The sequence below is a fragment of the Tardiphaga sp. 285_C5_N1_2 genome (genome assembly GCF_052076065.1).
In the GTDB taxonomy this organism is placed as follows: domain Bacteria; phylum Pseudomonadota; class Alphaproteobacteria; order Rhizobiales; family Xanthobacteraceae; genus Tardiphaga; species Tardiphaga robiniae.
Map to the genome: position 1 here is coordinate 5,784,251 of NZ_CP197241.1, position 15,933 is coordinate 5,800,183.

The window sequence follows — 15,933 nt, forward strand, 5'->3', positions numbered from 1 at the left end:
CGATTCGCGATCGGGAGGGGCTGGTCGGGAAGACGTGCGGTTTGGGGCGAATGATGTCAGGCGTGATCGCGGCGATGCGTCGGACCTTGCTGTCGTGCACTTCTATGGTGCGCGACGGGCTTGTCGGCATCAGTGCGTCTGCACTTCTGGCCACCTCCTCGGCGTCGGCCGCTGACGAACCCTTCATTACCCAGACGCTCGCCAATCTGCTCGATCTCGATCGCCAGGAAATCGCCGCGCTGACGACCGCCACAGCGGTGCTCGGCTTCTCCGTCGTTTCCGCCATCCTGTTGATGCACAATCGTATTCGCTCGGCCAAGACCGAGGCGAAGCTGCGCGCGGAGCTGCATACGCTGCAGGTCGAATCCGACCGCTTTCGCGCCTTGCTGTTCACTGAGCCGCAGGTTCTGATCGCCTGGGCCGCAGGCGAAACCCGTCCCGATATCTCCGGCGACACCGCATTGATGATGTCGCAGGACCCGCAGCAGCATCAGCCGCAGCGCATTCTCGCGTTCGGAACATGGCTGCCGCCGGAACCCGCGCTGCGGATGGATCATGCCGTCGACGCACTGCTCGATGCCGGCGAAGGTTTCCTGCTCAATCTGACGACCTCCAGTGGCCGCGCCATCGAGGCGATGGGCCGCGCCATCGGCGGTCAGGCCATTGTCCGGATTCGCGAATTGAGCGGTTTACGCCGCGAGCTCGCCGAAGTCTCGCTGCGTCACAAGGAACTGGCCGAGGAAGCCGAGATTCTCCGCGGCTTCGCCAATGCCGCGCCATGGCCGATCTGGGCCAAGCATGCCGATGGCCGATTGAGCTTCGTCAATGCCGCCTATGCGCGTGCGACTGAAGCGGCTGATACGGGCGATGCGGTCGGTCGCAATCTGGAACTGCTGGACAGCGACGACCGCAGCAGTCTGGCGCGTGCGCTGAACGACAACCAGCCATTTGCCGCGCGCGTGCCGATCGTGATTTCCGGCGAACGCCGCATCTTCGACGTCCACGCCGCCAAGGTCGCCAGCGGCAGTGCCGGCATGGCGATCGACGCCAGCGAAGCTGCCGCGCTATCAGCCGCTTTGGTGCGGATGGCCGAGGCGCATCGCCGCACGCTCGACCAGCTGTCGTCGGGCGTCGCCGTATTCGACGGCCAGCGCCGCCTCGCCTTCTACAACGACTCCTATCGCCGGCTGTGGGATCTCGACCGCACCTTCCTCGATGGCAATCCCGACGATTCCAGTGTGCTCGACCGTCTCCGTGCTGCGCGAAAACTGCCGGAGCAGCCCGACTTCCGCGCCTGGAAGGCCAAGCTGCACGAGGCCTATCGTGCCGTCGAAGCCCATAAAGACGTCTGGTATCTGCCGGATGGTCGCGCGCTCTCGATCGTCACCACGCCGAATCCCGAGGGCGGCGTCACCTATCTGTTCGACGATGTCACCGAGAGCCTCGAACTGGCACGGCGCTTCGATGGCCTGATCCGTGTTCAGCGCGAAACGCTCGACAATCTTGCCGAGGCCGTCGCGGTGTTTGGCAGCAACGGCCGCGCGCAACTGTTCAATCCAGCTTTCGCCAAGATGTGGAAGCTGTCGGACGAAGCGCTGGAGCAGCGTCCGCATATCGAAATGGTCGAAACCTGGTGCCGGCCATTGTTCGACGACACTCCGACATGGCAGGCGATCCGCAGCGCGATTACCGGGATCGACAATCGCAAGTCTGTTCCGCTCAAGCTCGAGCGCAAGGACGGCAGTGTGCTGGCCTGCATGACCATGCCGCTGCCTGATGGCGCGACCATGCTCACCTTCCAGGACATTTCGGACGCCGAGAATGTCGAGCGCGCGCTGCGCGAGCGCAACGAGGCGCTCGAGACCGCCGACCAGATGAAGGTCGATTTCGTCCACCACGTCTCCTACGAGCTGCGCTCGCCGCTGACCACCATCATCGGCTTCGCGCATCTGCTCAGCGATCCCGTGACCGGCCCGCTGATGCCGAAGCAGGCCGAATATCTCGATTACATCACCACCTCGACCGGCGCGCTGCTGGCGATCATCAATAATATTCTGGATCTCGCCACCATCGATGCCGGCGCGATGACGCTGAATCTCGGCCCGATCGATATCCGCAAGACCATCTCGGCGGCGGCCGAAGGCATTCAGGATCGCCTGGTGCGCGACCGCATCGCGCTGCAGATCGACGTCGACCCCGCCATCGGCAGCTTTACCGGCGACGAAAGCCGCGTTGTGCAGGTGCTGTACAATTTGCTCGCCAATGCCGTCGGCTTCTCGCCGCATGATGCTGCAATCACGCTGACCGCGCGACGATCCGAACACACCATCACCTTCACCGTCACCGATCGCGGCCCCGGCATTCCGCCCGAGGTGAAGGACAAGGTGTTCGACTGGTTCGAAAGCCACGCCAATGGCTCGCGTCATCGCGGCGCAGGACTCGGCCTGTCGCTGGTGCGCTCCTTCGTCGAATTGCATGGCGGCAAGGTCCGCGTCGATTCCGCAGTCGGCAAGGGCACCACCGTCAGCTGCGACTTCCCCATCGACCAGACCGCGCATCGCAACGCCGCCGAATGACCGACCCCATCATAAACGAGCCCTGCACATTTTCGCTGGCGCTCGCAAATGAGACCGCCACTGCGCAATTGATGGCCGACCTCGCTCTGCTGATCGGCCCCGGCGATGTCATCACCCTCTCGGGCGATCTCGGCGCCGGCAAGACGGCCGCGGCACGCGCGATGATCCGCTATCTCGCCAGCGATTCTGAACTCGAAGTGCCGAGCCCGACCTTCACGCTGGCGCAGAACTATGACCTGCCGTCGTTTCCTCTCATCCATGCCGATCTCTATCGTATCAACGACGCGAGCGAACTCGAGGAGATCGGCCTATCGCCGTTGCCGGACGACGTGGTCGCGCTGATCGAATGGCCGGAGCGCGCCGATGGTACCCTGCCGCCGGATCGTATCGATATTGCGCTCAGCCACCGTCCGGCACTGGGCTCCGTGGCGCGTGCCGCGGAGATCACCGGTCACGGCAAGGCCGCATCGGTCGTTCTGCGCCTGAAAGCACTGCGTGAATTTCTCGAAGAAGCGCGCTATCTTGACGCCACGCGCCAGCGCATGGCCGGCGATGCGTCGACGCGCTCCTATGCGCGACTGATCCGCGGTGATGACGTCTTCATCCTGATGAATGCGCCGAAGCGGCCGGATGGTGCGCCGGTCTATGACGGCAAGTCCTACAGCGCAGCGGTGCATCTGGCGGAGGACGTCAGACCGTTCGTCGCCATTGCGAACGGTTTGCGCGCGCAGGGGATCTCCGCGCCGGCGATTCATCACGCCGATCTCGATGCGGGTTTCCTGATCACCGAAGATTTCGGCACGGTGCCGGTGACCGAAGGCGAGCCACCTGCGCCGATCGTCGAGCGCTATCAGGCCGCAACCGATATGCTCGCAATGCTGCACGGCAAGACGCTGCCGGAGACGCTGCCGCTGTTGCCGCATGTCGATTACGCCATTCCCGTCTTCGACACGAATGCATTGCTGGTCGAGATCGGCCTGATGCCGGAATGGTATCTGCCGGACCGCGACGCGCCGCTCGCAGATGACGCACGCACTGAATTTGTCACGATGTGGCGCGAGCTGCTGGCGAAACCCGCTGCGGCGCCAAAGACCTGGGTACTGCGCGACTTCCATTCGCCGAATATCATCTGGCTCGGTGATCGCGAGGGCATCAATAAGGTCGGCGTAATCGATTTCCAGGACACGGTGCTCGGCCCCGCCGCCTATGATCTCGTCTCGCTGCTGCAGGACGCGCGTATCGACGTGCCTGAGCAGTTGGAGCTGACCATGCTGACGCGCTACATCAAGGCGCGGCGCGCAGCCGATCCTGCTTTCGATGCCGCGGCCTTTGCCGAGCTCTATGCAATCATGTCGGCACAGCGAAACACGCGACTGCTTGGTACATTTGCACGGCTCAACCGCCGCGACGGCAAGCCGCATTATCTCAAGCACCAGCCACGGATCTGGACCTATCTCAACCGCTCGCTGGCGCATCCGACGCTGACGCCGTTCCAGCAGTGGTATGCGGCGCATGTACCACCGCCGCGGGCCTAACACTTCCTTAACTACTTATTAGTCGCACACACTCTATCCTGCGCTTGAGCCCTGCACGTGCGGGGCTTGGCGTACTGGACAAGGGACGTGCCATGACGGAGCGGCGTGCCGGAGATCGGGTCGTTTTCGAGCGCGGCTTTCCTGCGCACATGATGGGCATCGACGGCACCTGGCGTCGCTCCTGCATCATGGAGGATATTTCCGAGACCGGCGCCAAGCTAACCGTCGATGGTTCTGTCGAAGGATTGAACCTGAAAGAATTCTTCCTCCTGCTCTCGTCAACCGGACTTGCCTATCGCCGCTGCGAACTCGGCTGGGTCAATGGCGACCAGATTGGTGTGAACTTTCTCAAACCCAACGACAAAAAGAAAAAGACGAAACGTTCCGAGACGCAGGAGGCAGAAACGTGACTGTGCAGGCGGGTGTAATTGTCGCATCCGCGTCATCTCGGCCCATTATGGCTCGATAGGTTCATGCATGCGACACGCCGCCGTGCTACCATCATTTCAGCTCAAAACTTCAAGAACGCTTTCATCAAGGCCCATCATTCTACCAAGGCCAATGTCGCTATGTCCGTAAAACCCACCAAAGCAATGGTTCTCGCCGCCGGTCTCGGCCTGCGCATGCGACCGCTCACCGACAACTTGCCGAAGCCGCTGGTCCCTGTCGCAGGACAGCCGCTGCTGGATCACGTGCTCGACAAGCTCGCCGCTGCTGGCGTGACCGAAGCCGTCGTCAATGTGCATTACCTGCCCGACCAGATCATCGATCATGTCGCGACGCGCACCGAACCGAAGATCACCATTTCCGATGAGCGCGATCAGGTGCTCGGCACTGGCGGCGCCGTGGTGAAGGCGCTGCCGCTGCTCGGCTCCGAGCCGTTCTATCATCTCAATGCCGACACGATGTGGATTGACGGCGTGCAGCCGAATCTCGCGCGTCTTGCGGAGGCCTTCGATCCCGCACGTATGGACATCCTGCTGCTGATGGCGCCGACCGCCAACAGCATCGGCTATGCCGGCTGCGGCGACTACGCGATGCTCACCGATGGTGCGCTGCGTCGCCGCAAGGAGAATCAGGTGGTGCCGTTCGTCTATGCCGGTGTCGCGATCCTGTCACCGGCGCTGTTCAAGGATGCGCCATCCGGTGAATTTTCGCTGACCAAACTGTTCGATAAGGCCAACGAGCAGGAGCGCCTGTTCGGACTGCGCATGGAAGGCGTCTGGATGCATGTCGGCACGCCCGACGCCGTGCGCGCCGCGGAAGACGCGTTCCTCGCCAGCGTCGCCTGAGTTTCCTGCGACTCCCGTCGCCTTTCCAGCCATGCCATGATGCACCCTGATCACGAATCAGGGTGTTCATGCGCGTCTTCAACATTCCATCCTCTGCGCCGTTCCTGCGCACGCTGATCACCGCGCTTGTCGACGGTGATCTCGTCGAGGGATTTTCCGCGCGCGGCGCGCCGGAGAAACTGGCTGAAGTCACCCTGTATCTGCCGACACGCCGCGCCGGACGCATGGCGCAGGAGATATTCCTCGACGTCCTCGGCACTCATGCCGTGCTGCTGCCGCGTATCGTTCCGCTCGGAGATGTCGACGAGGAAGAACTGGCCTTCGCGCAGGCAGCATCGCCTGAGGCGCTCGAAAGGCTCGATGCACCTCCCGCGCTCGACGGATTGCAGCGCCGGCTTCTGCTGGCGCAACTGATTGCCGCATGGGCGAAGCAACTTGCACCGGGCGATCCCACGCAGACACCGCTCGTGGTCGGTGGCCCTGCCTCCACGCTCGCTCTGGCCGACGATCTGGCGCGGCTGATGGACGACATGGCGACGCGCAAGGTCGACTGGAGCGCGCTGGACGGGCTGGTGCCTGATGCGCTCGATCAGTATTGGCAACTCACGCTGCAGTTTCTGAGCATCGCCAGGAACGTATGGCCAGACATCCTCGCCGCACACAATGCGATTGAGCCTGCGGTGCGCCGCGATCTGCTGATCGATGCTGAAGCTTCGCGCCTGAAGGCCCACAAAGGCGGCCCCATCATCGCCGCCGGTTCAACCGGCTCGATGCCGACCACGGCAAAATTTCTGCGCGAAGTCGCACAACTGCCTGATGGCGCCGTCGTCCTCCCCGGCCTCGATACCGACCTCGACGACATCGCATGGAATCTCATCGGCGGCACCAGGGATGCATTCGGCCGAACCGAATCCTCGGCATCGAACCATCCGCAATTCGCGCTGCATGCGCTGCTGGAACGGTTCGGCATCACACGCCGTGATGTTCTGACGCTCGGCACGCCGTCGCCGCAGGGCCGCGAATTGCTGGCCTCTGAGGCGATGCGGCCATCCAATGCCACGGCGCAGTGGCATACGCGTCTCGCTCAGCCGGCCGTCGAACAGAAAATTGCGGCCGGCATGCAGAACCTTGCTGTGATCGCCGCCGCGAATCCGGAAATGGAAGCACTGGCCATCGCGATCGCCATGCGCGAAGCCCATGAACTCAAGAAATCCGCCGCACTGGTGACGCCCGACCGCGCACTGGCGCGCCGGGTGATGGCCGCGCTGGGCCGCTGGAATCTCGTCTTCGACGATTCCGGCGGCGATGCGCTGACTGAGACCTCGGCCGGCATCTTCGCGCGCCTCATCGCCGAGGCGGCAGCGGAGCAGCTCGAACCGGCGACATTGCTGGCGCTGCTGAAACATCCGCTGTTTCGTTTGGGCACGGCGCCGAACGCCTGGAAAGACGCGATCGAGACGCTTGAACTCGCGCTGCTGCGCGGCACGCGGCCGACACCCGGCACCGCCGGACTGGCGCAGGACTTCACGCGCTTCCGCGACGAGCTCGGCAAGCTGCGCCGCCGCGAAGCGTCGATGCTGCATGGCGCGGAGCCGCGCGCGAAACTGAACGACGACCGCCTCGACCGCGCCGAGGAACTGATCGCCGGATTGCGCACCGCGCTGGCGCCGCTGGAAGGCATCCACCCCATCAGGCCGATCGATTTCGCTGAAGTTGCCTTGCGGCATCGTGAGGCGATCAAGCTGCTGTCGCGCGACGACAGGGGCAACGATGTCTCGCTTGTGGGGCGCGAAGGAACAGCGCTCACCAAGGCGTTCGGCGATCTCGTCGTCATGGAGACTGTCGCGACCGAGAGCGGCGACGAGGAGCGGCTGCGCCCCAGCGGGCTGATGATGCAGCTCCGCGATTATCCCGATGTGTTTCAGACCGCCTTCGCTGACCGCATCGTGCGCCGGCCCGAAGTCGCCAATGCCAGCTTGCGCATCTACGGCCAGCTCGAAGCGCGGCTGACGCAATCGGACCGCGTGATCCTCGGCGGCCTCGTCGAAGGCATCTGGCCGCCCTCGCCGCGCATCGATCCCTGGCTGAGCCGCCCGATGCGGCATCAGCTCGGGCTCGATCTTCCGGAACGCCGTATCGGCCTCACCGCGCATGACTTCGTGCAGTTGCTCGGCACCGAAGACGTCATCCTGAGTCACGCCGCGAAAGTCGGCGGTGCGCCGGCCGTCGCGTCGCGCTTCCTGCACCGGCTCGAAGCCGTCGCCGGCGAAACCCGCTGGGAGGCCGCGCTGGCTGCGGGCGAGCACTATGTTCGCTATGCCGAAGAGCTCGATAAACCCGACACCGTCACGCCGATCGCCCAGCCGGAGCCGCGGCCGCCGCGCGCGGCGCGCCCGCTCAGGCTCTCGGTTACCGCCATCGAGGACTGGCTGCGCGACCCCTATACGATCTACGCCAAATATATTCTGGGCCTGGCGCCGCTCGATCCCATCGACATGCCGCTCTCGGCAGCCGACCGGGGATCGGCGATTCACGCGTCGCTCGGCGATTTCACGATGGAGTACAGCAAGACACTGCCGGACGATCCCGCGCGCGAGCTGCGCAGAATCGGCGATCGACATTTTGCGCCCCTGATGGCGCGACCTGAGGCGCGCGCATTGTGGTGGCCGCGTTTCCTGCGCATCGCTTCGTGGTTTGGCGCCTGGGAAATCGACCGCCGCATCAATGTCGCCAGCATCGACGCGGAAGTGCGCGGCGAGATCAAGATCCCGCTCGATCACGGCCGCGTCTTCCATCTCTCGGCGCGTGCCGACCGTATCGAACATCGCAGCGACCGCACTTTCGCCCTGCTCGACTACAAGACTGGCCAGCCGCCCACGGGCAAGCAGGTGCGCATGGGCCTGTCACCGCAGCTCACGCTGGAAGCCGCGATCCTGCGCGAGGGCGGATTTGCCGGCATTGCCGCGGGATCGTCCGTCAGCGAACTGGTCTATGTCCGGCTCAGCGGCAACAATCCGCCCGGCGAAGAGCGGCTGCTTGAACTGAAGATCGAGCGCAAGGACGAGCCGCAACTGCCCGACGATGCCGCGATCGAAGCGCGCGCCAAGCTGGAAGCGCTGATCCGCAGCTTCGAGGACGAAGCCACCGCCTATACGTCGCTCAGCCTGTCCATGTGGTCGAACCGCTATGGCAGTTATGACGATCTGGCGCGGATCAAGGAATGGTCGGCCAATGGCGGCGCTGGCGGGGGCGAGTCATGAGCGGCCCGCGCAATATCCCGCCCGCAGCGAGTGCAAAGCAGCAGCTCGCATCGGATCCCGCTTCGTCGGTGTTCGTTTCAGCGAATGCCGGTTCCGGGAAGACCTATGTGCTGGTCAACCGCGTGATCCGACTGCTGCTCGATGGCGTGCCGCCCGAGAAGATTCTCTGCGTCACCTTCACCAAAGCCGCGGCGGCCAATATGGCAGAGCGCGTGTTCGCGCGGCTCGGTCACTGGGTCACACTGGATGACACCGCACTTGATGCCGAAATCAGAAATGCCGGCGTTCCCGCGTCGAACAGCAGACTGCGCTCGCGCGCGCGCGAATTGTTCGCCAGCGCGCTGGAGACGCCTGGCGGCCTGAAAGTCCAGACGATCCACGCGCTGTGCACGCGGCTGCTGCAGCAATTTCCGTTCGAGGCCAATGTGCCGGCGCGGTTCAGCGTGCTCGACGACCGCGACCAGAACGAGATGATGGAGCGCGCCAGCCTGCAGGTGCTGCTGCACGCCGCTGCGGCGCCCAACAGTGCCGAGGGCCGCGCGCTGACGACCGCCATGACCTCGGCGGCAGACGTCACGTTCCGCGATGTCGTGCGCGAGGCGAGTCTGTCACGGGACCAGTTCCTGGCCTGGATCGAGCGTGCCGGCTCGACCGACGCCGCGATGGCGCAACTCTCAGCCACGCTGGGCGTGACGCCCGGCGATACCAAAGAGAGCGTCGAACTGGAGATTATCGACGGACCGCATCTGCCGCGCGAGCGCTGGATACCGGCCGCCGAAATCTTCGAGACCGGTAGCAAGACCGACAACGATCAAGCAGCGCGGCTGCGCGAGGCATTGACGCTGTCGGGCGCCGAACAGGTCGAGAAATATCTCGAACTGTTCCTGACCAAAGACCAGTCGCTCCGCAAATCGCTTGCGACCAAGAAGATCGCCGACAGCCGGCCGGATCTGCTGGCGGCCCTGCAGCGCGAAGGCGACCGTGTCATCCCGCTGCTGGAACGCCGCCGCGCTGTCGCCATGCGCGAGCGCACCCAGTCGCTGCTGGTGATCGCCAGCCAGGTCGCGGAGAATTATCGCCGCGAGAAAAACGAACGCGGCCTTTTGGATTACGACGACCTGATCGCGCGCACGCTGGAGATGCTCGATCGGGTGTCGTCGAGCTGGGTGCATTTCAAGCTCGATCGCGGCGTCGATCACGTGCTGATCGACGAGGCGCAGGATACCTCGCCGCGGCAATGGGACATCATCACCCATCTGATCTCGGAATTCACCTCCGGCGAAGGTGCGCGCGACGGGCTCAAGCGCACGATCTTCGCCGTCGGCGACGAGAAGCAATCGATCTTCTCGTTCCAGGGCGCAGCACCGCGCGAATTCGATCTGCGGCGCAAGGCGCTCCAAAGCCGCTTCAAGGACGCCGGGATGAAATTCGATCCCATCGCGTTCAGCCATTCTTTCCGGTCGGGCTCAGCCATTCTGCGATCGGTCGACCACGTGTTTCGCGAGGAAGCGATCTTCCGCAGTATCCACGCCGTCGAGAACGGCTATCCGATTCATGAAACGCTGGACGATGCCGGTCCCAGCCTGATCGATCTGTGGGAGCTGGAGCAGCCTGACGACCGGCCAAGCATCGAAGGCTGGCAGGCGCCGTTCGACAAGCGCTCCGAGACCAGCCCTGAAGTGAAACTCGCCCGCCGCGTGCAGACCGAGATCAAAGACTTGATCGCGGCGAAGACGGAGACCGGGCCCATCGGCAAGCGTCGCGCGCTGCGCTATGGCGACATGCTGGTGCTGGTGCGCCGCCGCGGCAAGGCCTTCGACGCCATCATCCAGGCGCTGAAACATGCCGGCATTCCCGTCGCCGGCGCCGACCGGCTGAAGCTCACCGAACATATCGCCATCATCGACCTGATGAACCTGGCCGACGCGCTACTGCTGCCGCAGGACGACCTGGCATTGGCGACCGTATTGAAGAGCCCGCTATTCGGCCTCGATGACGATGACCTGTTCAAGCTGGCCTATGAGCGCACGGGATCGCTGCGCGACGCACTCGGCGAAAAGGCGGTGAGCGATCCCAAGCTCGGCGGCGCTTTCAAGCGGCTCATCGCTTGCGAGAAGCGCTTTGCCAGCGAGACGCCTTTTGCGTTCTATGCGTGGCTGCTCGGCGGTGATCACGGCCGCGCGCGCATCCTGCGTCGGCTCGGCCATGAGGCCAATGACGCGCTCGACGAATTTCTCGAACTCGCGCTGGGCTATGAGCGCAAGGCGCCGGCCTCGCTGCAGGGCTTCGTCGCCTGGCTGCGCGCCGCCGACACGGAAGTGAAGCGCGACATGGAGATCACCCGCGACGAAGTTCGCGTGATGACCGTGCATGGCGCCAAAGGCCTGGAAGCACCGGTCGTATTCCTGGTCGATACCACATCGTCGCCGGCGGATTCGCAGCGACTCAATTTGATCCATCTCCCGCAGGGCAACGCCGCACCGAACAGCCCGGGCGTCGTGGTCTGGGCCGGCAAGAAGTCGGACGATCCGCCAGCAGTCGCGGCGGCGCGCGCCGACATGATCCGCGATACCGAGGACGAATATCGCCGGCTGCTTTATGTGGCGATGACGCGCGCGGCCGATCGCCTGATCGTTGGCGGCTGCATGCCCGGCAACCGCAACGAGGTGCGGCCGCTGTCCTGGTACGACCTGATCCAGAAGGGCCTGGAGAATTCCGGGCTGCAGATGCAGAGCGTGCCGCCGCCGGACGGCGTGGTGAAACGCTATACGCGCGTGGAAGACGTGACACCGGCGCCTGGCGCGATAGCGTCTGTCGCAGCAGGTGCGCCCATCGTGCTGCCATCCTGGATGCGCGACAAGGTCGGCGACCAGCCGCGCCGCGAAAGCCTGCTGCGGCCATCGGATGCCGACGACGATGACGACGGGCGCGGCCAGCGTACCGGTGAATCTGAGCGGCTGCGCCAACTGGCCTTACAGCGCGGCAACCTTGTGCACCGGCTGCTGCAATCGCTGCCCGACATCGCCGCCGAAAAGCGTCGCGAGACCGCGCTGAATTTCCTCGCTCGCAACGCCAATGACTGGACCGATCTCGACCGCGTGGCGCTGGCCACGCAGGTGCTGTCGCTGATTGGCGATCCGCGCCTCGCGGAACTGTTTGCCCCCGGCAGTCGCGCCGAGGTGGCGGTGGCCGGACGACTGACGCGGAAGGACGGGTCGCCCGTGCTGGTGTCGGGCCAGATCGACCGGCTGGTCCTGACCAAAACGGAGATCCGGATCGTCGATTACAAGACCAACCACAACCCGCCGCGCAAGCTGATCGAGGCGCCCAAGGCCTATATCCGGCAGCTGGCGCTGTATCGCGGCGTGCTCGCCAAGTTATACCCAGACCGGCCGATCCGGGCTGCCCTGCTCTGGACGGAAACGCTTGAAATGATGGAGATTTCCGGTGCTGCGCTGGACGCGGAGCTGGCCGCCATCATCTCGGCGTGACCAACCTTGACCCGGCAAGGGGGCGTTCATAGGTTGGATGCATCATTCCAGCGCGCGAATCTTCTGGCGCGCCTTTCATTGAACAGGACGAGGATACGAACATGGCCGTTGGCAAGGTGACAGACGCCGATTTCGAAGCGGAAGTGCTCAAGGCGACCGGCCCGGTCGTGATCGATTTCTGGGCCGAGTGGTGCGGTCCCTGCCGCATGATCGCGCCGGCGCTCGACGAAATCTCCGCTGCCATGGGCGAAAAGGTCACCATCCTGAAGCTCAATGTCGACGAGAACCCGAAGACCGCATCGAAGTATGGCGTAATGTCGATCCCGACGCTGATGATCTTCAAGGGCGGCGAAATGGCCTCGCGCCAAGTCGGCGCCGCGCCGAAGGCGAAGCTGCAGCAGTGGATCAGCGCCGCGGTGTGATCGCGCGCTTCATCTCTGAGAATTCGACGGTCGGTGATCACCTCACCGGCCGTTTTTGTTTGGGTGATGGAACTGGGCCCTCTCAGCTGTCGTCCCCGCGAAGGCGGGGACCCATAGCCACGATCAGTGTGTTTGAAACGGCCGAGCCGTGACTACAGCATTTCAACTATGCTCTCGGCGTGTATGGATCCCCGCCTTCGCGGGGATGACAGTCGAGAGGGTGTACCGTCTCGTCTACCTGATCCACCCGGTCGCCAGCGCGCTCGCCCATTCCGCTCGCTGGTTCTGCAACGCCAGTTCGGCCATCGCGGCGTGATCATACGGCACCTGACGGAACGTCACCTGCCATCGCTCGCCCGCCTTCTCGATAATCGCGTAGCAGGCATCCGGCGTGCCGACTTCCAGCGTGTGCGGATAGGGCGTGACGTCGCGATAGCCGGGGCCGCCGACGCTGCCGGGATTGACGATCATGCGGCCGTCGCGAAGCCGCACCGATCGCGCGATGTGGGTGTGGGCGCAGAGAATCAGCGATTGCGTGATGCCCTTGGCCTTCTCCTCGATGGCTTCGATCGCGGCTATATGCACGATGCCTTCGGGAGTCACCGCTTCCATCCAGTAGGTGTTGTCGTCATCGGGCGTCGCGTGAACGAGATAGACCTCGCCCTGATAAATCGTGCTGAAGGGCAGCGCGCGCAGCCAGTCCATCTGCTCTGGTTCTAGCTGGCTGTGTGCCAGCCGATCGGACGGCCACATGTCGTCAAGCTTGTAGTCGGTGATGTAACGATCATGATTGCCGCGGACATTGGTGGCATTGAGGCCCATCATAATGTCCACCGCACGGCGCGCATCGAGCGCGCCGCTGGCCATATCACCAAGATTGACGATGTCGGTGATACCCTGGGTACGGATATCGGCGACAACCGCCTCAAGGGCAAAGTGATTGCCGTGAACATCGGCAATGGCAGCGAAGCGCATCGAACCTCCAGAGGTCATTATTTCGATGCACATTTTATGCAGGTAGCGTGCCGTTCTCCGCAAGCACATGGCCGGCCAGATAGAGCGAGCCCGCAATCAGAATCCGCGGCGGGACTTCGTAGGCCAGCTTCGTCAACGATTGCAGCGCATCGGCGACGCTCGGCGCCGTCTGGACGCGCATGCCGAGACTCCGCGCGGCATCGGCCAGCGCCTCCGGCGCCATGGCGCCGTCGCGGCCGGGGATTTTCACGGCGATGATATGGCGGGTCTGGCCGGCGAAATTCGCCAGAAAGCCCGTCGCATCCTTGTTGGCCATCATACCGGCGATCACCACCAGCGGCCGCGGCACGCGCTCTTCGAGATCGCCGAGCGCCGCCGCAATGACACGCCCGCCATCGGCATTGTGACCGCCGTCGAGCCAGACTTCGGAATCGGCGGGCGCCGCCGCCACGAGCCTGCCCGATGTCAGCCGCTGCATCCGCGCCGGCCATTCGGCACGCGCCACACCGGTTTCATAGGCGGCAGGATCGATCTTGAAGATATCCAGCGCGCGCAATGTCGCAATCGCCAGACCCGCATTGCCGAACTGATGGCGCCCGAACAGCCGCGGCGCAGCGATATCCATCAGCCCGCGATCGTCCTGATACACCAGACGGCCACGCTCAATATTGACGTGCCATTCCTGCCCGGCGCTCACAAGTGGCGCGTGCATCCTGCGCGCCTGCTGTTCGATCACTTCGGTTGCATCAGGCGCTTGCTCGGCCGTGATGACCGCCACACGGCGCTTGATGATGCCGGCTTTCTCGGCGGCGATCTTCGCGAGCGTATCGCCCAGAAAATCCGTGTGGTCGATGGTGATCGGTGTCAGCACGCAGGCGATGGGCGCTTCGATCACATTGGTCGCGTCGAGCCGCCCGCCGAGACCGACTTCGAGCAGCACGACGTCGGCGGGATGCTTCGCGAACAGATCGAACGCGACCGCGGTCTCGGCCTCGAACAACGTGATCGGTGCGCCGGCATTGACCGTCTCGACATGGGCGAAAGCCGCGCGCAATGCGTCGTCGCTCACCAATGTGCCGGCAAGCCGGATGCTCTCATTCATGCGGACGAGATGCGGCGAGGTATAGACGTGGACGCGCAGGCCTGCGGCCTCACAGATCGCGCGTAGATAGGCGATGGTCGAGCCCTTGCCGTTGGTGCCGGCAACATGGATCACCGGGGGCAGCTTGCGCTCGGGATTGCCGAGCTGCGCCATCAGCCACTGCATGCGGTCCAGCGACAGATCGATGGCGTTCGGATGCAGCTTCGAGAGCCGCGCCAGAATCTCGCCGAGGTCGGGCGACGATGGCGGCGCGGAGGTGCTCACGCGTGCGCGGCCGGCACCGCGTCCGGAGCCACGACGATCTCGGCCGGAATGCTCTCCGCGCGCGGCGGGCTCGCAATGGCCGGAGACTTCGTCAGCAGACGACAGAGGCGCGCCAGCGTCGGCTTCAGATCGTGGCGATGCACGACCATGTCGATCATGCCGTGGTCACGCAGATATTCGGCACGCTGGAAACCTTCCGGCAGTTTCTCGCGAATGGTCTGTTCGATCACGCGCGCACCGGCAAAGCCGATCAGCGCGCCGGGCTCGGCGATCTGCACGTCGCCGAGCATCGCATAGGACGCGGTGACGCCGCCGGTGGTCGGGTTGGTGAGCACGACGATGTAAGGCAGCTTGGCCTCGCGCAGCATCTGCACGCCGACGGTGGTGCGCGGCAGCTGCATCAGCGACAGAATGCCCTCCTGCATGCGCGCGCCGCCAGAAGCGGCGAAGACGATGAAGGGCGACTTCTTCTCGACGGCGAGCTCGAGCCCCCGCACCAGCGCTTCACCGGCAGCCATGCCGAGCGAGCCGCCCATGAAATCGAAATCCTGTACGGCGACGACGACGCCGGAGCCTTCCATCTTGCCGTAACCGACCTTGACCGAATCGTTCATGCCGGTCTTGGTGCGCGCATCCTTGATGCGGTCGACATATTTGCGCTCGTCGCGAAACTTCAGCGGATCGGCGATCACCTCGGGCAGCGCGACGTCGTACCATGTCTCGTTGTCGAAGATCGACTTCATGCGGGCGGTGGCACCCATACGCATGTGATAGTTCGAGCCGGGAATGACGAACTGATTGCTCTCGACGTCCTTGTAGAACACGAGCTGCCCTGTATCCGGGCACTTGATCCAGAGGTTCTCGGGCGTATCGCGCTTGAGGATGCTGCGGATCTTCGGCCGGACGACGTTGGTGAGCCAGTTCATATGTGTCTCCGCGTCGCTGAGATGATGCGTCGCTCTGATATCTATATGGCGGCCGGAACGGAGCCCGGCAACCGTTGTTCCCGGTTGATG

At 64.0% G+C, this 15,933-nt stretch carries 10 protein-coding genes; 7 read left to right on the top strand and 3 right to left on the bottom strand.

The annotated features are described in order from the left end of the window. Positions 1–53 precede the first annotated feature (53 nt). The 7 genes from AB7951_RS27360 to trxA all read left to right on the top strand — a co-directional run bounded on the left by AB7951_RS27360 (position 54) and on the right by trxA (position 12,576). Positions 54–2,576 carry a PAS domain-containing sensor histidine kinase gene (locus tag AB7951_RS27360; RefSeq protein WP_120288095.1) on the top strand — a complete coding sequence of 841 codons (2,523 nt, stop codon included), beginning with the start codon at positions 54–56 and terminating at the stop codon, positions 2,574–2,576. An 11-nt stretch (positions 2,577–2,587) separates the two neighbouring features. Continuing rightward, on the top strand, positions 2,588–4,111 hold the full coding sequence (tsaE, locus tag AB7951_RS27365; RefSeq protein WP_120288094.1) for a tRNA (adenosine(37)-N6)-threonylcarbamoyltransferase complex ATPase subunit type 1 TsaE: 1,524 nt from the start codon (positions 2,588–2,590) through the stop codon (positions 4,109–4,111). A 92-nt stretch (positions 4,112–4,203) separates the two neighbouring features. Further along, positions 4,204–4,521, top strand: coding sequence for a PilZ domain-containing protein (locus tag AB7951_RS27370; RefSeq protein WP_068734110.1), 318 nt, complete (start codon positions 4,204–4,206; stop codon positions 4,519–4,521). A 159-nt stretch (positions 4,522–4,680) separates the two neighbouring features. Continuing rightward, entirely contained in the window at positions 4,681–5,403 is a 723-nt protein-coding gene (locus AB7951_RS27375; RefSeq protein ID WP_120288093.1) for a nucleotidyltransferase family protein, read from the top strand. A gap of 68 nt (positions 5,404–5,471) precedes the next feature. Then, positions 5,472–8,663, top strand: a complete 3,192-nt coding sequence (addB, locus tag AB7951_RS27380) for a double-strand break repair protein AddB (protein ID WP_120287739.1) — start codon at positions 5,472–5,474, stop codon at positions 8,661–8,663. After that, complete coding sequence (gene addA / locus AB7951_RS27385; RefSeq protein ID WP_120287738.1) at positions 8,660–12,154, top strand: double-strand break repair helicase AddA; 3,495 nt, start codon at positions 8,660–8,662, stop codon at positions 12,152–12,154. The genes addB and addA overlap by 4 nt, the downstream gene beginning before the upstream one ends. 101 nt (positions 12,155–12,255) lie before the next feature. Continuing rightward, positions 12,256–12,576 carry a thioredoxin gene (gene trxA / locus AB7951_RS27390; RefSeq protein WP_068734104.1) on the top strand — a complete coding sequence of 107 codons (321 nt, stop codon included), beginning with the start codon at positions 12,256–12,258 and terminating at the stop codon, positions 12,574–12,576. Positions 12,577–12,810: 234 nt separating this feature from the next. Here the strand turns inward: trxA and AB7951_RS27395 are convergent, their stop codons facing one another. The 3 genes from AB7951_RS27395 to accD are packed head-to-tail and all read right to left on the bottom strand — an operon-like array spanning position 12,811 to position 15,843. After that, positions 12,811–13,551: a metallophosphoesterase family protein gene (locus tag AB7951_RS27395; RefSeq protein ID WP_120287737.1), complete on the bottom strand. Its 741-nt coding sequence runs from the start codon at positions 13,549–13,551 to the stop codon at positions 12,811–12,813. Between the two features lie 34 nt (positions 13,552–13,585). Beyond that, positions 13,586–14,917 (bottom strand): bifunctional folylpolyglutamate synthase/dihydrofolate synthase, encoded by a 1,332-nt coding sequence (locus AB7951_RS27400; RefSeq protein ID WP_120287736.1) that lies wholly within the window; start codon positions 14,915–14,917, stop codon positions 13,586–13,588. Next, a complete protein-coding gene (accD, locus tag AB7951_RS27405) occupies positions 14,914–15,843 on the bottom strand; it encodes an acetyl-CoA carboxylase, carboxyltransferase subunit beta (protein WP_093757882.1) in 930 nt (309 codons plus the stop codon). Before accD ends, AB7951_RS27400 begins: the two co-directional genes overlap by 4 nt. Positions 15,844–15,933: the final 90 nt, after the last annotated feature.

What these genes read in the sequence shown, in the direction of transcription:
- addA (WP_120287738.1), top strand. Translation starts at nt 8,660, where the DNA reads ATGAGCGGCCCGCGCAATATCCCGCCCGCAGCGAGTGCAAAGCAGCAG.
- trxA (WP_068734104.1), top strand. Translation starts at nt 12,256, where the DNA reads ATGGCCGTTGGCAAGGTGACAGACGCCGATTTCGAAGCGGAAGTGCTC.
- AB7951_RS27370 (WP_068734110.1), top strand. Translation starts at nt 4,204, where the DNA reads ATGACGGAGCGGCGTGCCGGAGATCGGGTCGTTTTCGAGCGCGGCTTT.
- accD (WP_093757882.1), bottom strand. Translation starts at nt 15,843, where the DNA reads ATGAACTGGCTCACCAACGTCGTCCGGCCGAAGATCCGCAGCATCCTC.
- addB (WP_120287739.1), top strand. Translation starts at nt 5,472, where the DNA reads ATGCGCGTCTTCAACATTCCATCCTCTGCGCCGTTCCTGCGCACGCTG.
- AB7951_RS27375 (WP_120288093.1), top strand. Translation starts at nt 4,681, where the DNA reads ATGTCCGTAAAACCCACCAAAGCAATGGTTCTCGCCGCCGGTCTCGGC.
- AB7951_RS27360 (WP_120288095.1), top strand. Translation starts at nt 54, where the DNA reads ATGTCAGGCGTGATCGCGGCGATGCGTCGGACCTTGCTGTCGTGCACT.
- AB7951_RS27395 (WP_120287737.1), bottom strand. Translation starts at nt 13,551, where the DNA reads ATGCGCTTCGCTGCCATTGCCGATGTTCACGGCAATCACTTTGCCCTT.